At 61.9% G+C, this 19622-nt stretch carries 17 protein-coding genes; 8 read left to right on the plus strand and 9 right to left on the minus strand.

Going from position 1 to position 19622, the window contains the following annotated elements; all coding sequences use genetic code 11:
- The first annotated feature begins 16 nt into the window (after positions 1-16).
- Positions 17-790 carry a class II aldolase/adducin family protein gene (locus QAO71_RS03025; protein ID WP_136869048.1) on the plus strand — a complete coding sequence of 258 codons (774 nt, stop codon included), beginning with the start codon at positions 17-19 and terminating at the stop codon, positions 788-790.
- Position 791: 1 nt separating this feature from the next.
- Positions 792-1667 (plus strand): alpha/beta hydrolase, encoded by an 876-nt coding sequence (locus tag QAO71_RS03030; RefSeq protein WP_280165651.1) that lies wholly within the window; start codon positions 792-794, stop codon positions 1665-1667.
- A gap of 25 nt (positions 1668-1692) precedes the next feature.
- On the opposite strand, the gene yaaA is transcribed toward QAO71_RS03030, so the two are convergent.
- The 9 genes from yaaA to QAO71_RS03075 form a co-directional block, all read right to left on the minus strand.
- Positions 1693-2469 (minus strand): peroxide stress protein YaaA, encoded by a 777-nt coding sequence (gene yaaA / locus QAO71_RS03035; RefSeq protein WP_036992831.1) that lies wholly within the window; start codon positions 2467-2469, stop codon positions 1693-1695.
- A gap of 123 nt (positions 2470-2592) precedes the next feature.
- Positions 2593-3975 (minus strand): PhoH family protein, encoded by a 1383-nt coding sequence (locus tag QAO71_RS03040; RefSeq protein ID WP_036992829.1) that lies wholly within the window; start codon positions 3973-3975, stop codon positions 2593-2595.
- 240 nt (positions 3976-4215) lie between these two features.
- A complete protein-coding gene (gene rhlB / locus QAO71_RS03045; RefSeq protein ID WP_136869049.1) occupies positions 4216-5748 on the minus strand; it encodes an ATP-dependent RNA helicase RhlB in 1533 nt (510 codons plus the stop codon).
- A gap of 86 nt (positions 5749-5834) precedes the next feature.
- Entirely contained in the window at positions 5835-6494 is a 660-nt protein-coding gene (locus QAO71_RS03050) for an alpha/beta fold hydrolase (protein ID WP_280165205.1), read from the minus strand.
- A 17-nt stretch (positions 6495-6511) separates the two neighbouring features.
- On the minus strand, positions 6512-7078 hold the full coding sequence (gene yeiP, locus QAO71_RS03055; protein WP_036992826.1) for an elongation factor P-like protein YeiP: 567 nt from the start codon (positions 7076-7078) through the stop codon (positions 6512-6514).
- A 68-nt stretch (positions 7079-7146) separates the two neighbouring features.
- Positions 7147-10446 (minus strand): mechanosensitive channel MscK, encoded by a 3300-nt coding sequence (mscK, locus tag QAO71_RS03060; protein ID WP_280165206.1) that lies wholly within the window; start codon positions 10444-10446, stop codon positions 7147-7149.
- A gap of 231 nt (positions 10447-10677) precedes the next feature.
- A complete protein-coding gene (locus QAO71_RS03065; protein ID WP_280165207.1) occupies positions 10678-12480 on the minus strand; it encodes an acyl-CoA dehydrogenase in 1803 nt (600 codons plus the stop codon).
- 159 nt (positions 12481-12639) lie between these two features.
- Entirely contained in the window at positions 12640-13614 is a 975-nt protein-coding gene (locus tag QAO71_RS03070) for a serine/threonine protein kinase (RefSeq protein WP_036992823.1), read from the minus strand.
- A 181-nt stretch (positions 13615-13795) separates the two neighbouring features.
- Positions 13796-14512, minus strand: a complete 717-nt coding sequence (locus QAO71_RS03075) for a ComF family protein (protein WP_280165208.1) — start codon at positions 14510-14512, stop codon at positions 13796-13798.
- 76 nt (positions 14513-14588) lie between these two features.
- Here QAO71_RS03075 and bioB point away from each other — a divergent pair, with 76 nt between their 5' ends.
- From bioB to QAO71_RS03105, 6 genes are all read left to right on the plus strand, one after another.
- Entirely contained in the window at positions 14589-15638 is a 1050-nt protein-coding gene (gene bioB, locus QAO71_RS03080; protein ID WP_136869052.1) for a biotin synthase BioB, read from the plus strand.
- 111 nt (positions 15639-15749) lie between these two features.
- Positions 15750-16922: an 8-amino-7-oxononanoate synthase gene (gene bioF, locus QAO71_RS03085; RefSeq protein WP_280165209.1), complete on the plus strand. Its 1173-nt coding sequence runs from the start codon at positions 15750-15752 to the stop codon at positions 16920-16922.
- Positions 16919-17635: an alpha/beta fold hydrolase gene (locus tag QAO71_RS03090; protein WP_280165210.1), complete on the plus strand. Its 717-nt coding sequence runs from the start codon at positions 16919-16921 to the stop codon at positions 17633-17635. The genes bioF and QAO71_RS03090 overlap by 4 nt, the downstream gene beginning before the upstream one ends.
- Entirely contained in the window at positions 17628-18416 is a 789-nt protein-coding gene (gene bioC, locus QAO71_RS03095; RefSeq protein WP_036992816.1) for a malonyl-ACP O-methyltransferase BioC, read from the plus strand. Before QAO71_RS03090 ends, bioC begins: the two co-directional genes overlap by 8 nt.
- 14 nt (positions 18417-18430) lie before the next feature.
- A complete protein-coding gene (gene bioD / locus QAO71_RS03100) occupies positions 18431-19135 on the plus strand; it encodes a dethiobiotin synthase (protein ID WP_280165211.1) in 705 nt (234 codons plus the stop codon).
- A gap of 48 nt (positions 19136-19183) precedes the next feature.
- A complete protein-coding gene (locus QAO71_RS03105) occupies positions 19184-19492 on the plus strand; it encodes a flagellar basal body rod C-terminal domain-containing protein (RefSeq protein ID WP_136869056.1) in 309 nt (102 codons plus the stop codon).
- The last annotated feature ends 130 nt before the right edge of the window (positions 19493-19622 follow it).

Genomic DNA, 19622 nt, shown 5'->3' on the forward strand with positions numbered 1-19622 from the left:
CAAGAGGATCATCCCTATGAATGCAATGCAGCCCCTGCCCGCAACCGATATCCAGGCTCTGGTAAGCGCCGAGGAATGGCAAACCCGTGTGGATCTGGCCGCCTGCTACCGCCTGATCGCCATGCATGGCTGGGATGATGTGGTCTTCACCCACGTATCCGCCAAGATTCCCGGTACCGAGCATTTCCTGATCAACCCCTACGGGCTGATGTTCGAGGAAATGACCGCCTCCAATCTGATCAAGATCGACCTGCAGGGCAACAAGCTCATGGACTCGCCCTATGAAATCAATCCGGCGGGTTTCACCATCCATAGCGCGGTGCATGAAGTACGCCATGACGCCGGCTGTGTGCTGCACACCCATACTCCGGCTGGGGTCGGTGTGTCCTGCCAGAAGGATGGCATTCTGCCGATCTCCCAGCAGGCGCTGTTCGTGTTGTGCAGCCTGGCCTACCACGATTATGAAGGCGTGGCGCTGAATGAAGAGGAAAAGGTGCGGCTGCAAGCACATCTGGGCAATGCCAACAACCTGGTGCTGCGCAACCACGGCTTGCTGACCTGCGGCAAGACGATATCCGATGCCTTCCTGACCATGTATACCCTGCAGCGCTGCTGCGAGATTCAGGTGGCTGCGCAGGCCGGTGGCAGCGAACTGCTGACCATCCCGCAGGCCATTCTGGATGGGGCCAAGGAAAGCATGCGCAAAGTGACCCGTGGCGCCGGCAGCGGCATTGCCTGGCCGGCCTTGCTGCGCAAGCTGCAGCGGGTCAACCCGGGCTTCGATGTCTGATATGGACCGGCTCGCGGGTATCGCGCTGGCGGATTGGCGGGCCCAGGCGCGGGAGTTCGAGTTCCGTGGTCATCAACTGCGGTATTGGGAGGCCGGGCAGGGCGAACCGCTGCTTCTGATCCACGGTTTCCCCTCGGGTTCCTGGGATTGGCATTACCTGTGGCAGCCACTCGCTGAGCGCTACCGGGTGATTGCCTGCGATATGCTGGGTTTCGGCTTTTCCGCCAAGCCGCGTGGGCATGCCTACAGTTTGTTGGAACAGGCTGATATCCAGCAGCACCTGCTACAGATCCTGGGCGGGTCGCACTATCACATCCTGGCCCATGACTACGGCGACAGCGTGGCCCAGGAGCTGCTGGCCCGGGATCTGGAGGGTGAGCGGCAAATGGGCAGCCTGTGCTTTCTCAATGGTGGGCTGTTTCCAGAAACCCACCGGCCGGTGCTGCTGCAGAAATTGCTGATGAGCCCCATTGGCTTTCTGATCGGTCGGCGGTTCAGTCGGGAGCGGCTGGCGGCGAATTTCGGCAAGGTGTTCGGTGCCGATACCCAGCCGGACGAGCAGGAGCTCGATGCTTTCTGGGCCATGATCGAGACCAATAATGGCCCGGCGGTGATGCACCGGCTGATTGGCTATATGGCTGAACGGCGGGTGCACCGCGAGCGCTGGGTCGGTGCCATGCAGCGCACCTCAGTGCCGCTGCGGGTGATCGACGGCGCGGCTGATCCAATCTCCGGTGCCCATATGGTGGCGCGGTACCGGGAGTTGATTCCGCAGCCCGACACCATGCTGCTGGAGGGTATCGGGCATTACCCACAGGTCGAAGCGCCGGAGCAGGTATTGGCCGGCTACCTGGCTTTCCGCGACAGGCTGAACTGAGTCGGGCAGCGCCGCTGCCCGCGCCTCATTGCTGTTCGTCGCGCAGGAACACCAGCTTGTCGGGGCTGGAGCTGGCCTTGTCGAAGTAGTAACCCTCGAGATTGAAATCCTTCAGACCTTCCGGATCGCTGAGGCGCTCCTTGATGACATAGCGCGCCATCAGGCCGCGGGCTTTCTTGGCGTAGAAGCTGATGATCTTGTATTGGCCGTTCTTCTGATCCTTGAACACGGTCTCGATCAGCCGACCCTTGAATGCCTTGGGTTTGACCGCGCCGAAGTATTCCTGGGAGGCGAGATTGAGCAGCACATCATCGCCTTGTTCCTGCAGGTCCTGATTCAACCAGTCGGTGATGTGATTGCCCCAGAAGGCATACAGATCCTTGCCGCGTGGGTTGACCAACTTGGTGCCCATTTCCAGCCGGTAGGGCTGCATCAGGTCCAGCGGCCGCAAAATGCCGTACAGGCCCGACAGCATGCGCAGATGCTGTTGGGCGAAGTCGAAGTCGGCTTCGCTGAAATCTTCAGCCTGCATGCCGGTGTAGACGTCGCCTTTGAATGCCAGCAGCGCCTGCTTGCTGTTCTCGGTCGTGAAATCATCACTGTAGCTGCCGAAGCGGGCGACATTCAGCGCGGCCAGCTTGTCGGACAAGGACATCAGCTTGGCGATGTCCTGGGGGGACTTGTCCCGGAGCACGTCGATCAGCTCCCGGCTGTGCTCCAGATAGCGTGGCAGGGAATGGCGCTCGGTGGCCGGGGCTGTCTCGTAATCCAGGGTCTTGGCAGGGGAAATCACCATCAACATGGCTAGGGCTCCTTGAAATGCAATGCCCGTCATTATGCCGCAAGCGAGACGCGAAGGCTGCTTATGGTGCCGATAAAGCCAGTCAATGGAACGGGCCGGGCAGGGATGCCCGACCCGATTGGGTCACAGGTGGGTTTCGGCGTATTCCGCCAGCACGGAGCGTGGTACGCCCTGCAGGTGGATATGCACGCCATGGGGGAAGTCTTTGAAGCACTCGGTCAGATAGGTCAGCCCCGAGCTGGTGGCGTTCAGATAGGGCGTATCGATCTGTGCCAGGTTGCCCAGACAGACCACTTTGGAGCCGGCACCGGCGCGGGTGATGATGGTCTTGATCTGGTGCGGGGTGAGGTTCTGGCTCTCGTCGATCAGGATAAAGCTCTGCTGGAAGCTGCGCCCGCGGATGTAGTTCAGCGACTTGAACTGCAAGGGTACCCGGTCGAGGATGTATTCCACGCTGCCATGGGTGCACTCATCATCCATATGCAGAGCTTCGAGGTTGTCGGTGATTGCCCCCAGCCAAGGCTCCATCTTCTCCTTCTCGGTGCCCGGCAGAAAACCGATATCCTCGTCCAGCCCCTGGGTGCTGCGGGTGGCAATGATGCGCCGGTAGGTCTTGCTGACCATGGTCTGCTCGATGGCCGCTGCCAGCGCCAGGATAGTCTTGCCCGAGCCGGCAGCGCCGGTGAGGTTGACCAGATGAATATCCGGGTCCAGCAGCGCGTGCATGGCCAGTGCCTGGAACAGATCACGTGGCCGCAGCCCCCAGGCTTCCTGATGCATCAGCGGCTCGCGATGCATGTCCAGCAACCGCAGATCCCGCCCATCGACTGCCTTGACCTGACCGACGAAGCCCTGCTCATCGATGATGAAATCATTGATATGCAGGGCCGGCAGGTTGTCGGTGAGTTGAACATCATGCAATGTCTGGCCGGTAAGCTGGCTAGTTTCCACCTTGCTGGCGCGATCCCAGAACGAGCCCTCGATCTGGTGGTAACCGCGGGCCAGCAGGCTGATGTCATCCAGCAGTTGGTCGGTATGATAGTCCTCAGCGTCGATGCCGCAGGCTCGGGCCTTGAGGCGCATGTTGATGTCTTTCGATACCAACGCAATGCGGTTGTCCGGATGGCGTATCTGCAATTGGCAAAGCTGGTTGATGATCTTGTTGTCGTTGAGATCGTTGGGCAGGCAGTGAGCGGGGAGAGGTGCCTTGTCCATCAGGATGGCGAGAGTGCCGTTGGGTTTCAGTTTGCCGCGTTGGATGGGAACGCCTGATTCGACCAGTTCGGGTGGTGCATCGGCCAGGGTCTGGTCGATCAGTCGGATTGCCTGGCGGCAGTCCGCTGCGGTGCTGGTCTTGCCGGATTTGAGCTTATCGAGTTCTTCAAGGACGGTCATCGGGATGATGACGTGGTGTTCTTCGAAATTGAGCAGTGCGTTGGGGTCGTGGATGAGAACGTTGGTATCAAGTACGTAGAAGGTGTGTCGGGTCGCTCCGCACGCTTCCATGGGCTATTACCTCGCAATGGTCGCAGTCACGAGACTGGATCAGGCGCCGGTCCGCACCTGGCAGTCCGCAAGGCCGACTCGCATTACCTGGCGGTATCAATGGATCACTGCCAAGCATCGGTCGGTTAATTGAGGTATAGCGCAAATCATGTGACAGCAACAAGCGTCATGGCGCAGAAAAATGACAGTTTTTGACTAGCGGGGCGGGGCGATGGCTCGCCCCGGCTCTTGCATTGCGCGTCAACGACGGTCCCGTCGGCCATCCCGGCGGTTGCTCGAACGCTTGCGGTTGGCTGCCGCCGCAGCGGCCTGTTCGGCTTCGTTGGCATCGCTGGCGGCTTTCTCCTCCGCGGTGCGCTGAAGCTTGGGCACGGGCTTGAGGTAGATCTCCTCCGGCGGGATGCAATCGAGCTTGCCGCCCAGCAACTCCTCGATCGGCGGCAGCTGGAAGGCGTCATCTTCACCGGCGAAGCTGATGGACGTGCCCTTGGCGCCGGCGCGACCGGTACGACCGATGCGGTGTACGTAGTCTTCCGGATCGTCCGGCAGGGTGTAGTTGATCACATGGCTGATGCCATCGATATGGATGCCACGGCCGGCCACATCGGTAGCGACCAGTACCCGCAGCTTGCCCTCGCGGAAGTTCTCCAGGGTGCGTACCCGCTTGTTCTGTGGCACATCGCCGGAGAGCTGGGCGGCATTCACGCCATCGCGGACCAGGCGCTCCTGGATGCGGCGCACTTCATCCTTGCGGTTGGCGAAGACCATGACCCGTTCCAGTTCGAGCTGGGTAACCAGGTTGAACAGCAGCTTGTACTTGTCACTGCCGCTCACGGCATAGACCTTCTGCGTGATGTTCTCCGAAGCGGGCCGTTCCGGCTCGATTTCGACGATGGCCGGGTCGACCGTCCATTGCTGCGCCAGGTTCATGACGTCATCGCTGAAGGTGGCGGAGAACAGCAGGGTCTGGCGGTCGCCCTTGCGCGGAGTCTGGCGGATAATCTGCCGCACCTGGGGAATGAAGCCCATATCCAGCATGCGGTCGGCTTCATCGAGTACCAGCACCTCGACCAGATCCAGATGCACTTCACCGCGGTTGCAGAAGTCCAGCAACCGGCCGGGGGTGGCCACCAGAATATCGCAGTACTTGCGTTCCAGCTGCTTGAGCTGTTTGTCGTAATCCATGCCGCCGACAAAGCCCATGACATTCAGGCCGCAGTGCTTGGTCAGCCCTTCGGCGTCGCTGGCAATCTGCATGACCAATTCGCGGGTCGGGGCGATGATCAGCGCCCGCGGCTCACCCATGAAACGCTCATCCGGTGGCGGGGTTTCCAGCAGCTGGGTGATGGTGGAAATCAGGAACGCCGCGGTCTTGCCGGTACCGGTCTGGGCACGGCCAATGGCATCGTGGCCGAGCAGGGTGTTGCCCAGCACTTCGGCCTGGATCGCGGTGCAATAACTGAAACCCTGGTCCTGAATGGCACGCATCAGGCTGTCAGGCAGCGGGAAGTCATGAAAGCGCGTCTTGCCCTCGGCCGGTTCGACCGCGAAATCCGCAAGCGTCCAGGGTTTGGCTGGCGGCGGGGTGGCGCGCGGTTTGCTCTGGCGGCTGCGCTTGGGGCGGGCTTCGCGCTGGTCCTGCTGGGCTGCGGCGGGCGGCGTCGGCGGTTCGGGAGCCGGGCGTATCGGTGCGGCCGCCGGCTCGATATGCGTCTCATGGTGCGGAGCCGGTGTCTTGCCCGGCTTGAACAGTTTTTTCAGTGCCTTTAGCACAATCGTCTCTCGATGTGATATGGGATCACCGAGCAGTGTAAAGGAAGCTCTGAAAAACTACTATGCGCAGCGGTATTGCCGCCCGGTCAGAGTCCCAGGCGGCTGACCAGCCAGGCGCGGATATCACTGATCTCTTGCGGGCACACTTCATGGGCCATGGGATAGCTGTGCCATTGAGTGGCATATCCCGCCTGCTGCAGCAGGTCGTGGGCGTTGCGGCCCATCTCCGGTTGCAGGATGTCGTCATACAGGCCATGGGCAAAGAATGCATTCAGCTTCGGACCCTGATGGTCGGCCAGCAACTGTTGGAGGGTGGGGCCATAGGTCGACAGCGCCATGATGCCACCCAGCGGCAGTCCACTTTCCAGCGCGGTATGCATGATCACCGCGCCGCCCTGGGAAAAGCCGGCCAGAATGATACGCTCGGCAGCGATGCCGGCAGTGATCTGTTCATCGATCAGCCCGCGCACCATGGCTACGGATTCGGCCAGTTGCGCCATGTTCATCACCCGCTGGGGTGTCACCGCGAGAATGTCGAACCAGCACGGCATGGGATAGCCACCGTTGATGGTCACCGGGCGGGTCGGTGCCTGGGGAAAGATGAAGCGCACCCGGTGATCGGTCGGCAATTCCAGCGCCTTGACCACCGGCACGAAATCGTACCGATCCGCGCCCAGGCCGTGCAGCCAGATAACGCAGGCATCGGCCGGCTGGGGAGATTCGATGATCAGGGCTTGGTTGGACATGATGTTCCTCAGGTTTATCAGGCGCGCGACATGAACTTGCCGCTTTCGGTATTGATGCGGACCACTTCGCCGGTTTCCAGGTATTCCGGAATCTGGATTTCCAGGCCGCTGGCGAAACGGGCGGTCTTGGTACGGGCGCTGGCGGAGGAGCCCTTGATCGCCGGGGGCGTTTCCTCGATGGCCATTTCCACTACTGCCGGCAGCTCCACGCCCACCAGATTGCCTTCCACTACCAGACCGTAGAGGCCCGGAATGCCATCATGCAGATAAGGAATCTGTTCCTCAAGGGCATCGGCGTTCAGGGTGAACTGGGTAAAGTCCTCGTTATCCATGAAGGTGTAGCCGTCCATATCCTGGTAGAGAAACTGCACCGCGCGCTTCTGGAAGTCGATGGGCGCGAGGAAGTCATCGCCGGTCAGGCTCTGTTCCAGCTTCTGTTTGGTCTGCGCATGGTTGAAACGCACCTTGTACAGGGTCGTGCCGCTGCGCGAAGAGGGGCTCTTCACGTCGATCTGGGACACGATATACGGCTGATTATTGATCTGGACGATCTGGCCTTTCTTCAGTTCGGCGGCTTTTGGCATCGGTCATGCTCGGTGGGCGGGGAAAACGCTATTGTGCGTTTTTCCCCGATTGGCGCGCAAGCGGCGACTCATCCCTTGTCGATGCTGATCAGCCGCTCCAGACCTTCATTGGTGCGCAGGTTGACATCCACCTGCCGGGTGGCGATCTCGATGTCGTTCTCGGCAAACAGGCGGTCGATTTCGCGGTTGGTTTCATCGATGGTCAGGTTGCGGTCGATCAACTGTCGCACGTGCATGCGCAGCTCGTGATCCAGGCGGTTGTCATTGAAGCCGAGGAACAGCACCATCGGCTCCGGCTCGTCCAGAACCCGGGGGTTGTCTTCGGCAATCTGCAACAGCAGACGGCGCACCAGGGTGACATCCGAGCCATAGGCGACGGCAATCTTCACCGTGACCATGGTGATGGTATCGGACAGTGACCAGTTGATCAGATGCTCGGTAACGAAGGTCTTGTTGGGGACAATGATTTCCTTGCGATCGAAATCGATGATGGTGGTGGCGCGGATGCGGATGCGGTTGACCGTGCCCGACAGGTTGCCGATGGTTACCACATCGCCGATGCGCACCGGCCGCTCGAACAGGATGATCAGCCCCGAGACGAAGTTGGCGAAGATCTCCTGCAGGCCGAAACCCAGCCCCACCCCGAGCGCTGCCACCAGCCACTGCAGCTTGTTCCAGCTGACGCCCAGGGTGGCCAGGCAACCGATGATGCCGACGCTGACGATGATATAGCTCAGCAGCGTGGTTATGGCGTAACTGCTGCCCTGGCGCAGTTCCATGCGCGATAGCACCAGTATCTCCAGCAGTCCGGGCAGGTTGCGGGCCAGCATGACGGTCAGAATGACGATAATGACCGCGCCCAGCAGGTCGCCGGCGCTGAGTGGCGCCATCAGCGGATTGTCCGCAGTGCCGCTGTTGTATTCCCAGAGGGTGATGGACTCCAGATAGGAAGCGGCGCTGAGCAAGTCAGACCAGACCAGATACACCAGTACGCCGAACAGCACCAGCAGGCCCAGGCGGGCCAGACGCAACGACTGCTGGTTGATCTGCTCCAGCTTGAGTTCAGGTATTTCCACCGGTGTTTCATGCTCGGCGCCATTGGCCTGTTCCTCGGCCTGGCGTTTGCTGATGGCCCGCTGGTAGGCGAGATGACGACCGGCCACGCCCAGATTGCGCACCACAATGCCCTGCAGCAATATCCAGGCGGCGATCAGATACAGGGTATCGATCATCCGGTCCGCCAGGCGGATGGCGGTGAAGTGATAACCCCAGATGGTCATCCCGGCCAGCACCAGCGGCAGCAGGATGAGGATCAGCGAGGCACCGAAATGGAAGATCCGCGAATTGTTCAGCGGCTCGCTCCGGCGCATCAGGCGTCCGACCAGCAAGCTGAACAGCGACAGGGTGATGATCATCACCACTCGGCCCACCACATCCTTGTCCAGGTGCTCCGGGTTGGTGGACCCCAGGCTGATGATCAGCACCATCGGCAACAGTACCCAGGCCAGGTGGCGGGTCAGCTTGCGCAGGCGCGCGACCTTGATGGCGGACCAGCGGAAATGGCGGATGGTAATGCCCTGTGGATCGAACAGGCGATACATCAGGTGCAGCGCGAACCAGCTAACCGAGAGCTGCAACAACGCTCGCCCCAGCCTGGGCATGGCGGGGGTATCACCGAACACCAGGCCGAAGCCGGCGCCGCCCAGCAGGATGGGCAGCGGCAATACCGAGACCGCCGTCAGCAGCAGAGCGAGGGGCGTGGTGCGTTGGCTGTCGAGCCGGTAGTGGCCGACTTCTCCATGAAGCTGGTTCAGGCGGTTGACCAGGCGCTTGCGCAATAGCAATGGAATGCTGGCCACGGCCAGTAGCAGGGCGAGCCAGCCGGGGTGATCCCAGAGCGTCAACAGCAGCAGCTTTATCTGCGCCAGTGGCTGCAGATTCTGCAACTGGGACAATATCTGTTGTGGCAGGTTGAGCAGCCACTCGCGGTTGATCGGCGGATTGCTGGCCACCCAGAACAACTGATCATCGATGGTTTGTCGCAGCTTGGTGCTGAGTTGCTGCAGCTGGTTTTCGCTGATCTGCAGGGCGATGGCTTCACCCAGCAGGGTATTGATATGGACGCTGAGTTGTTCGACCAGGGTTCCCCGGCTGCGGATCAGCTGCAGCAGGTCGTCGCGCAACTCGTCCCGCTGCGCCTCAGGCAATTGATTCAGTAGCCGGGTGAGATAGGCGTCCTGATTGCGCAGCTGTTCGCGCAGCTGGTTGATCTCGAACTGGCGCAGGCGCATGTCCGCTACCGAGTCGGCGAGGGTGCGGTCGATCTGCACCGCCGGCAGCGCCTGCTTTTCCTGGTGCAGGATACGCGACAGGAGCACGCTGCCCTCCAGTACGCTGATCTGCTGGTCCAGAGCGCTTTCCTGCTGGGTGAGCTGATCGATCTGCTGGGTCGTCTGGATATTGCGGCGCGACAGGGTACTGATTCGATTCGATGATGCGAGCAGTTCCTCGCTGATCCGCTGATTGATCAGGCTCTGCTCGTGCAGCAACTGGTGATTGCTGATCTGCTGTGATTCAGCGGTCGTATCGCTGATCACCTGTTCCGACAAGCTACGGCGCTTCTCGTCAATCACGTCCTGCAGAACATTGATTTCCTTATCGATGTTGCCGAGTTCGGCGAGCAGGTGGCGGCGCTTGCCGTTGGCCAGTTCCAACAGCGTATTGTTCGCCGACAACTGCTGGCGCAGCAGCGCGCTGGACTGTTCCAGGCTGACCAGTTCGGCCTCCGCCGCCTCGATTCGGGCCTGGTTGAGCTGGTTCTGCGGCTGGCGTTGCAGTTGGCGCAATTGCTCGTTGAGCTCATTGGTCCGCGCCTGGTTGGCGGAAATCCGGCTCTGGGTTTTCTCCGGGCGGGTTTCGGCGGCGATCAGTTCACTGTTGACGGCCGTCAGCTCGTTCTGCCAGTCATACATCCGGGCGACCTGATCGCCCAGGGTGGCATCCAGGGTCTGCAGCGTGCCGGCGGCAAACCGCTGGCGCAGGCGCTCTTCATCGACCGGACCCAGGGCTTCGGTCTGTTGATTCAGCCGGCGCAGCTCTTCCGGCGCGTCGTCCAGAGTCGCCTGCAGCTCGGTCTGTTGCTCGCGCAGTGACTCGGTTCGTTGCAGTGAGGTCAGTGTCTGCTGCCAGGCTTCCTGCAACTGCTGCTGCTCGGCGGCGGACTTGCCGCTGTCGGGTAGGGCAGCGATAGCCTGCTGCAGGCGTTCGACGGGATTGGCACCGTCCTCGCTGTCCTGCGCATGGGCCAGGGGCAGGGCGCAGAACAGGCACGCGAGCAGAATCAATGGCAACAGGTGGAGGCGTGGCATGATAATGATAATCCGCGATGAACAAAGGGAAGCTTAGTCCCGAGTGCGTGCCAATGAAAGCAGCACCAAGGAACGACGCCTCGGACAATGCGGGTCAGGGGTTGGTTCAGGAGTGGCTGAGGAAGTGCTTACGTCATCGACGGAACGAAGATGAACATGGGGAGCGGCCCGCGGACCGGTAAAAAGGGTTCCGGCTGATCGGTGTCAGCCGGAACTCGCGCAGAAGCGGATTTAGAACCACCCGTCCTGCATTGCCATGCACGTTTGATCACGCGCATCCAGCAGGTTCAGCTCATGGTGGCAGGCAGGCACTTCCCAGGTCAGGAAGTAGCGCGCCGCCTGCAGCTTGCCCCGGTAGAAGCTCTCGTCAGAGGTATTGCCGCGGGCCAGACCTTCCTCGGCGCGAATCGCCTGCTCCAGCCAGCGCCAGCCGATCACTGCATGACCGAAGACCTTCATGTACAGCGCCGAGTTGGCCAGGGTTTCGTTGAGCTTGCCGCTGCCCAGGTCGGTGAGCAACGCCTGGGTGGTGGTCTGCAGGTGTTGCAGCAATTGCTCAAGCGGCTTGCGCAGTTCCTCCAGCGAGGCGTATTCGCCGGCACGCTGGATGCTGCTTTCGATCAGCCCGATCAATTGGCGCAGGCCAGCGCCCTTGTTCTGGGTCAGCTTGCGGGCCAGCAGGTCCAGCGACTGGATGCCATGGGTGCCTTCGTGGATCGGGTTCAGGCGATTGTCGCGGTAGTACTGTTCCACCGGATATTCGCGGGTATAGCCGTGACCACCGAGGATCTGGATCGCCAGCTCGTTGGCCTTGAGGCAGAACTCCGAGGGCCAGGATTTGACGATCGGGGTCAGCAGGTCCAGTAGTTCATTGGCCAGTTGCCGCTGCTCTTCGGTATTGCCGGTCTTGCCGTCATCCACCAATCGGGCGCAGAACAGGCCCAGATCGAAGGAGCCTTCGACATAGGCTTTCTGCGTCAGCAACATGCGACGGATATCGGCATGCTCGATCAGCGCCACCTGCGGGCTGGTCGGATCCTTGCCATCGGGGTGGCGACCCTGAGGGCGCTCGCGGGCGTAATCCAGCGAGTACAGGTAGCCGGCGTAACCGAGCATGATGGCGCCCATGCCGACGCCGATACGCGCCTCGTTCATCATCTGGAACATGTAGGCCAGGCCCTTGTGCGGCTCGCCGACCAGATAACCCACGCAATTGCCGTTGTCACCGAAGTTCAGTGCGGTGGATGTGGTACCGCGCCAGCCCATCTTGTGGAACAGGCCCGCGAGCACCACATCGTTGCGCTCGCCCAGGCTGCCGTCATCATTGACCAGGAACTTGGGCACGATGAACAGGGAAATACCCTTCACTCCGGGCGGCGCGTCGGGCAGCTTGGCCAGCACCATGTGCACGATGTTTTCCGACAGCGGATGGTCGCCACCGGAAATGAAGATCTTGTTGCCCTTGATGCGGTAGGTGCCGTCGCCAGCCGGCTCGGCACGGGTACGCAGATCGGACAGGGAGGAGCCGGCGTGGGGCTCGGTCAACGCCATGGTGCCAAAGAAACGACCTTCGATCATCGGCTGGAAGAAGCGGCGCTTCTGGTCCTCGGTACCGAACTTGCCGATCAGGTTGCTGGCGCCCATGGTCAGCATCGGGTAGGACGAGGTGGCGATGTTGGCCGCCTGGAAGTGCGCGAAACAGGCGCGCGACAGCAGGTTCGGCAACTGCATGCCGCCTTCCTCGAAGCTGCGCCCGGCGTTCTGGAAACCGGCTTCAATAAAGGCGTCTACCGCCGGCTTGACCTCGGGGATCAGTACCGCTGCGCCGTCTACATACTCCGGCTCGTTTTCGTCGCTCTTGCGGTTGTGCGGGGCGAAGAACTTCTCCGCGATCTGGCGGGCTGTGGCCACGGCGGCATCGAAGGTTTCGCGGTTGTGATCGGCGAAGCGCTCGCGCTGGGTCAGTTCTTCAGCATCCAGCACTTCGTAGAGTTCGAATGCCAGGTTGCGTGGGTCGAGCAGGGTATCGGTCATGGCAGTTGCCCTTGTTGTGTTACCTCGAACTCGCCGTTCCCGGTTGGCTACCGACGTAATGCGCCGAGGTTGCAGATAATGATGTGCCGCAGTGTATGCGGCACATCATCGGTGGGGGAACAGCCATTGATGGGATTGATAAAGCGGAATCAGGAATTTTCAGAACAACCGCAGGGTCGGCTCATCCAGCGCAGCGCGCTGTTCGCGCAGGGTGAGGATCTGATCGGCCCAGTAGCGCTCGCTGGCAAACCAGGGGAAGTGCATGGGAAACGCCGGGTCATCCCAGCGCCGGGCCAGCCAGGCGCTGTAATGGATCAGCCGCAGACTGCGCAGGGATTCGATCAGCGGCAGCTGGCGCGGGTCGAAATCATGGAATTCGTTGTAGCCATCGACCAGTTCCGCCAACTGCGCCTGGCGCTGATCGCGCTCGCCGGACAACATCATCCACAGATCCTGGATCGCCGGGCCCTGGCGGCAGTCATCCATATCCACCATATACAGCAGCTCATCGCGCCACAGCAGGTTGCCGACATGCAGGTCGCCGTGCAGGCGTATGGTCTGGTAGGGGTGCTCGCGGACGATGTCATCAATCCGTGCGAGCAGGTCATCGGCTACCGAGAAATACGCCGGGCGCAGGTTGGCGGGCACGCTGTCATGTTCACGCAGCCAGGCGATACTGTCATGGCCGAAGTTCTGCACCGTCAATTCGGGGCGGTGGTCGAAGGGGCGCATGGCGCCGACTGCATGAAGGCGACCCAGCAGGCGGCCGAGCATCAGCAGGTGGTCGGGGTTATCCAGCTCCGGTGCGCGACCACCGAAGCGCTTGAACAGGCTGAAACGAAAGCCGGCGAACTCGAACAGGGTCTGGCCTTCGACCTGCATCGGCGGAATGACCGGAATGTCCCGTTCGGCCAGTTCCAGAGAGAACTGATGCTCCTCCAGTATCGCCCCGTCGCTCCAGCGGTCCGGGCGGTAGAACTTGGCGATCAGCGGCTGGCCATCCTCGATCCCGATCTGGAACACGCGGTTCTCGTAACTGTTCAGCGTCAGGGTGCGGGCATCGCTGATAAAACCCAGCGACTCCACCGCATCCAGCACGGTATCAGGGGTCAGCAGGGCGAACGGGTGACTCATCGACAATTCCTCTGAGCTCCGGGCGATAGCAGCGCAGGAGAGGCTGCCCGCGTGGAGCTATTCAATTGTCCGCAGCTTACAGGTAATCACTGGCGCGTTGTAGGCGCGCAGCCATCTACCAAGGAGCTTGGCGGCCAAGGCCGCGAACAGGTCGCAGAGAAATGACGCCTGCGCCAGCCACCTATGGCGTGCGCGCCACACACCAGATACTGACACTCGCCGCCCCGGCAGCCAGCAAGGTGCGGCTGGCCTCGTTGATGGTGGTGCCGGTGGTCACAACGTCATCGATCAGCGCGATATGCTTGCCGGCCAGACGTTCGGGTTGGCGGCAGGCAAAGGCATTCTGCAGATTCTGCCGGCGCGCCTGGGCGTCGAGACCTTGCTGGGGCGCTGTTGAGCGCTGGCGCACCAGGGTTTTGCGGTCCAGTGGCAACTTCAGCAGGCGGGCGATCGGGCGAGCCAGTTCCAGTGCCTGGTTGTAGCCCCGTTGCGCCTGGCGGGCGCGGTGCAGTGGCATGGGTATCAGCATATCGGGAAGGGCTAAGCTATGCTCCTGATAATGATGGACGACTGCCTGGTGCAGCAGGCGGGCGAGCAGCCGGCCATAGGTCAGTTGGTGGTTGTACTTGAAGGCCGGGATCAGGCTGTCGAGCGGAAAGCGGTAGCAGAACGGGGTGATCACCTGGGCGAAAGCGGGTGGCCGTTGCTGACACTGGCCGCATAGCTGACCCGCCAGGGGTAAGGGTAGTGCACACTGTCGGCAGGCCGGACCCAGCCAGGGAAGATCCGCAAGGCAGCCATTGCACAGACATTCTGATATGCCGGCCGCAGAGCCGAGGCATAACAGGCAGCGGTTGAATTGATCAAAATGCGTCCAGTTGTAAACCTTGCTGATCATAAGTGGTTGACAGTCTCCCTGCCGTCATTATCATGCCTTGCATAAGAATCCCCACCGACTTCAAGGATATGCCTCGATGACCGCGCCTGTAACCCGCCACGACTGGAAACCGGCAGAAGTGCTGGCTCTGCTGCGTCAACCTTTCAATGATCTGCTGTTCCAGGCGCAGACGGTGCATCGCCAGCATTTCGACGCCAACCGGGTGCAGGTTTCCACCTTGCTGTCGATCAAGACCGGGGCCTGCCCCGAGGATTGCAAGTATTGCCCGCAGTCCGGCCACTACAACACCGGCCTGGACAAGGAAAAGCTGCTGGAAGTGCAGAAGGTGCTGGACGAGGCCGCGGCGGCCAAGGCCATCGGCGCGACCCGTTTCTGCATGGGGGCAGCCTGGAAGCATCCTTCCGACAAGGATATGCCCTATGTGCTGCAGATGGTGCGCGGTGTGCGTGAACTGGGTCTCGAAACCTGCATGACCCTGGGCAAACTGACCAAGGAACAGACCGCTGCCTTGGCCGATGCCGGGCTGGATTACTACAATCACAACCTGGACACCTCGCCGGAGTTCTACGGCAACATCATCACTACCCGCACCTACAGCGACCGACTGCAGACGCTGTCCTACGTGCGCGATGCCGGCATGAAGATCTGTTCGGGCGGGATTCTCGGCATGGGCGAATCGCTGGAGGACCGCGCCGGTCTGTTGATCCAGCTGGCAAACCTGCCGGAGCACCCGGAGAGCGTGCCGATCAACATGCTGGTCAAGGTTGCCGGCACGCCGTTGGAGAACGTCGAGGATATCGACCCCTTCGATTTCATCCGCATGCTTGCCGTAGCGCGGATCATGATGCCCCGGTCCCATGTGCGTCTGTCCGCTGGCCGTGAGCAGATGAACGAGCAGACCCAGGCGCTGGCCTTCTTCGCCGGTGCCAACTCGATCTTCTACGGCGACCGTTTGCTGACCACCAGCAACCCGCAGGCCGAGAAGGACATGCGCCTGTTTGACCGTCTGGGCATCAAGCCCGAAGAGCGCCAGGAGCATGATGATGAAGTGCATCAGGCAGCCATCGAGCAGGCGCTGGTCGAGCAGCGCGACAGCCAGATGTTCACCAACGCGGCGGCGGTTTGAACGCCGCTGCGGGTTGCTAGCTATCCGCTTGAACGTGTTTGCCGATAACCGAACCTGACCCTGCGCGGCACGCTGTTACTGACAGCCTGCCGCCCGCATCTGCGTGAGCCTATGCCTTTCGATCTTTCTTCACGCCTGGCCGAGCGCCGCGCCGCCCACCTCTACCGCCAGCGCCCGTTGCTGACCTCGCCGCAGGACGTGCATATAAGCGTTGATGGTCAGCCGCTGCTGGCTTTCTGCAGCAATGATTACCTGGGCCTGGCCAACCATCCCGAGATTGCCGAGGCGATGGTCGAAGGAGTACGCCGTTGGGGTGTGGGTGGTGGTGCTTCGCATCTGGTGATCGGTCACAGCGAGGCGCATCACCAGCTGGAAGAGGCGCTGGCGGCATTGACCGGTCGGCCGCGGGTGCTGCTGATGTCCAGCGGTTACACCGCCAACCTGGGGGCCATCACCGCGCTGGTCGGGCAGGGCGATACCGTATTGCAGGACCGGCTTAACCATGCCTCGCTGCTGGATGCCGGATTGCTGAGCGGGGCGCGTTTTTCCCGCTATCTGCACAATGATGTGGCGAGTCTGGAGAAGCGCCTGGCCAAGGCCACCGGCAACACACTGGTGGTTACCGACGGCGTGTTCAGCATGGACGGCGACCTGGCCGATCTACCCGCCCTGTGCACCGCCGCCCGCCAGCGCGATGCCTGGGTCATGGTGGATGATGCCCACGGCTTCGGCTGTCTCGGCGCCACGGGCGCTGGCATAGTCGAGCAATACGGACTGGGCCTGGACGACGTTCAGGTACTGGTCGGCACCCTGGGTAAGGCCTTCGGTACCGCCGGCGCCTTTATCGCGGGCAGCGAAGAGCTGATCGAGACCCTGATCCAGTTTGCCCGACCCTATATCTATACGACCAGCCAGCCTCCGGCTGTGGCCTGGGCAACCTTGAAAAGCCTGCAATTGTTGCGTGATGAGAGCTGGCGCCGGGAGCATCTGGCGCGGCTGATTGCGCGTTTTCGTGCCGGCGCCAGTGCGCTGGGGCTGCAATTGATGGACAGCTCCACGCCGATCCAGCCGCTGCTGGTTGGTGACAGTGCGCGGGCCATGCAGTTGTCCGCCGGCCTGCGCGAGCGCGGCATCCTGGTCACTGCGATCCGCCCACCCACAGTGCCGCAGGGCACGGCCCGGTTGCGAGTGACGCTATCGGCGGCGCACAGTGAAGCTGACATCGACCGCCTGCTGGAAGCATTGCAGCAGACCTTGAGCTATTTGCCGGAGATCGAGGCATGAAGAACATCACCCTGCTGCCGGGCTGGGCGCTGGCACCGCAGAATATGCAGCCGCTGCGTGAAGCATTGCTCGAGCGCCTTTCTGATATCAATGTGGACATCCTGCCGCTGCCGGCGATTCAGCTGTCCAGCCTGGAAACCGACCTGAGCAGCCTGGCCCAGCGGATCAGACCTGGCGTGCTGATCGGCTGGTCACTGGGCGGCATGCTGGCGGTACAACTGCACCGGCGTTTCCCGGAGCACTTCGGACAGGTCGCCACCCTGGCAACCAACGCCTGCTTCGTCGAGCGCAAGAGCTGGGCGGCGGCCATGCCCACGGAGACCTTCAAGGCTTTCTATAACGACTATCGCGAGGCGCCGGAGAAAACCCTCAAGCGCTTCGGCCTGCTGGTAGCCCAAGGCAGTGCCGACGCCCGGCAGCTGGCAAAGCAACTGACCTGGGACAATCAGGACCCCGAGCAGCGCCTGCACGGTTTGGCGGTGCTGGGCATGCTCGACAACCGCGTGGCCTTGAGCAAGCCGACCCAGCCGATGCTGCATTGTCTGGGCGCGCAGGATGCGCTGCTGCCGGAGGCGGCGGCGCAAGATCTTGCTATGTTGCATGAAGGGTCGCGGGTAGCAATCCATTCCCACGCCAGCCATGCCTTGCCGCTGGAACAGCCGCTGTGGCTGGCTGAGGAAATCGCCGGCTGGCTGGAGCGCCAGCATGCCTGAACAGCGGCCAGACAAGCGCCTGGTCGCCGACTCCTTCAGTCGTGCAGCTGCAACGTACGATCAGGCCGCCGCCCTACAGCGCGCGGTGGGCAGTAACCTGCTCGCGCGACTGCCCGCTGAATTTGCGCCGACTGAGCTGGTAGATCTGGGCTGCGGTACCGGTTATTTCAGTCGCGCTCTGCAGGCGCGTTATGGCCAGCAAGTGATCGGTCTTGATCTGGCCGAAGGCATGCTGCGCCACGCCCGGCAAACCAGCCCGCTGATCAGCGGCTGGGTGGCGGCCGACGCCGAAGCCTTGCCGCTGCGGGCGAACTCCCAGGACCTGATCTTTTCCAGCCTGGCGCTGCAATGGTGCCCCGACCTGGCTCGCGTGCTGCACGAAGCCTATCGGGTACTGCGCCCTGGCGGTTGCCTGGCATTCAATACATTGCTTGAAGGCAGCCTGCATGAGCTGCGCACCGCCTGGCGGGCAGTGGATGACTTCGTCCACGTCAACCGCTTCATGCCGGCGGAAGAGCTGCACAGCATTCTTGCGACGGGTGAATTCGGCGATTGGCGCTGTGAGGTCGAAGAGCACCAGTTGTACTACCAGCGCCTCGGTGAACTCACCCAGGAACTCAAGGCGCTGGGCGCGCATAACGTCAACCCTGGCCGCCCCGGTGGGCTGACCGGGCGGGCGCGGCTGCGCCGCCTGACTGACGCCTATGAGCCATTTCGCACTGATCAGGGGCTGCCTGCCAGCTGGCAGGTGGCGCAGATTCTCATGTTCAAACCCGCATGAAACGGAGACCCGACATGCCCCAGCGTTATTTCATCACCGGCACCGATACCGAAATCGGCAAGACCACCATCGCCGCCGGGTTGCTGCACGCAGCGCGGCAGCGCGGCTTGACCACCGCCGCGGTGAAACCGGTCGCAGCAGGTTGTGAAGTCACGCCGGAAGGTTTGCGCAACGACGACGCCCTGGCCTTGCAGGCCGAATGCTCGCCGCCGCTGGATTACGCTGCGCTCAACCCGGTAGCACTGGCGCCGCCGATCGCGCCGCATATCGCTGCCCGGGAAGCAGGGCTCCAGCTTTCCGCTAGCCGGCTCGCTGATGCCTGTTTCCGGGTCTTCGAGCGTGGTGCCGACCTGACATTGGTGGAAGGGGCTGGCGGCTGGCGAGTGCCGCTGAACGATGACCAGACTCTGGCCGATCTGGCCCAGGAGCTGGGCGAGCCGGTAATCCTGGTGGTGGGCTTGCGCCTGGGGTGCATAAATCATGCGCTGCTGACCGCCGAGGCAATCGCCGCCGACGGTCTGCGGCTGGCCGGCTGGGTGGCCAACCAGGTCGATCCGCAGATGGATCGCCAGCAACATAATCTGGAAACGCTCAAGGCTATGCTGCCGGCGCCCTGTCTGGGAGTAGTGCCGCGGGTGGAAGGAGGGCGGCCGGCGGAAATTGCCAAATATCTTGCACTGGATACGCTGCTCGAGCCGACCGCCGGTCTGTCATCCTGAAACGACATGTGCTTGAATGGGCATATTGCCACTATGTGAGCTTATGCCATGGCCTCGCTCGATCTACTTTCCTCCGGCTTTGACGCCGTACGTCAGGGCCAGTACCGCGCCAATACCGCCGCCGCAGAGATCGCCCGCGCGGGCGCGCCGATCAGCGCATCGGCGGCCGCCGCCATCCCCCTGCAACCCGCCACCGGCCAGCCGGCGGCGACCACTCAGGTCGACAGCAACCGGCCGGTGAATCTGGCCAACAGCCTGGTCGAACTGCAGCAGGCGCAACGGGAAGTCGAGGCGGGTGCCTCGGTTATCGATACCGCCGATGAAGTGCTGGGTACGCTGATCGATATCCGGGCTTGACCGGTTTTCCCGGGCGTTATCCAGCAGGCTGTTCGCGAGTAGGCCCGCTCCCACAATAGGATTCCTGATATGGCTGAGCACCGGCTCGACCAGCGGAGTGCCTGAAATATCTTTCATCGAGCTGGTGCTC

Origin of the sequence: Halopseudomonas sp. SMJS2, assembly GCF_029866945.1 — a bacterium.
GTDB classification, from domain to species: Bacteria; Pseudomonadota; Gammaproteobacteria; order Pseudomonadales; family Pseudomonadaceae; genus Halopseudomonas; species Halopseudomonas bauzanensis.

Bases quoted from the DNA above. Each gene is read 5' to 3' on its own strand.
- QAO71_RS03025 (WP_136869048.1), top strand. From the start codon at position 17: ATGAATGCAATGCAGCCCCTGCCCGCAACCGATATCCAGGCTCTGGTA.
- QAO71_RS03030 (WP_280165651.1), top strand. From the start codon at position 792: ATGGACCGGCTCGCGGGTATCGCGCTGGCGGATTGGCGGGCCCAGGCG.
- yaaA (WP_036992831.1), bottom strand. From the start codon at position 2,469: ATGTTGATGGTGATTTCCCCTGCCAAGACCCTGGATTACGAGACAGCC.
- QAO71_RS03040 (WP_036992829.1), bottom strand. From the start codon at position 3,975: ATGGAAGCGTGCGGAGCGACCCGACACACCTTCTACGTACTTGATACC.
- QAO71_RS03050 (WP_280165205.1), bottom strand. From the start codon at position 6,494: ATGTCCAACCAAGCCCTGATCATCGAATCTCCCCAGCCGGCCGATGCC.
- yeiP (WP_036992826.1), bottom strand. From the start codon at position 7,078: ATGCCAAAAGCCGCCGAACTGAAGAAAGGCCAGATCGTCCAGATCAAT.
- mscK (WP_280165206.1), bottom strand. From the start codon at position 10,446: ATGCCACGCCTCCACCTGTTGCCATTGATTCTGCTCGCGTGCCTGTTC.
- QAO71_RS03065 (WP_280165207.1), bottom strand. From the start codon at position 12,480: ATGACCGATACCCTGCTCGACCCACGCAACCTGGCATTCGAACTCTAC.
- QAO71_RS03070 (WP_036992823.1), bottom strand. From the start codon at position 13,614: ATGAGTCACCCGTTCGCCCTGCTGACCCCTGATACCGTGCTGGATGCG.
- QAO71_RS03075 (WP_280165208.1), bottom strand. From the start codon at position 14,512: ATGATCAGCAAGGTTTACAACTGGACGCATTTTGATCAATTCAACCGC.
- bioB (WP_136869052.1), top strand. From the start codon at position 14,589: ATGACCGCGCCTGTAACCCGCCACGACTGGAAACCGGCAGAAGTGCTG.
- bioF (WP_280165209.1), top strand. From the start codon at position 15,750: ATGCCTTTCGATCTTTCTTCACGCCTGGCCGAGCGCCGCGCCGCCCAC.
- QAO71_RS03090 (WP_280165210.1), top strand. From the start codon at position 16,919: ATGAAGAACATCACCCTGCTGCCGGGCTGGGCGCTGGCACCGCAGAAT.
- bioC (WP_036992816.1), top strand. From the start codon at position 17,628: ATGCCTGAACAGCGGCCAGACAAGCGCCTGGTCGCCGACTCCTTCAGT.
- bioD (WP_280165211.1), top strand. From the start codon at position 18,431: ATGCCCCAGCGTTATTTCATCACCGGCACCGATACCGAAATCGGCAAG.
- QAO71_RS03105 (WP_136869056.1), top strand. From the start codon at position 19,184: ATGGCCTCGCTCGATCTACTTTCCTCCGGCTTTGACGCCGTACGTCAG.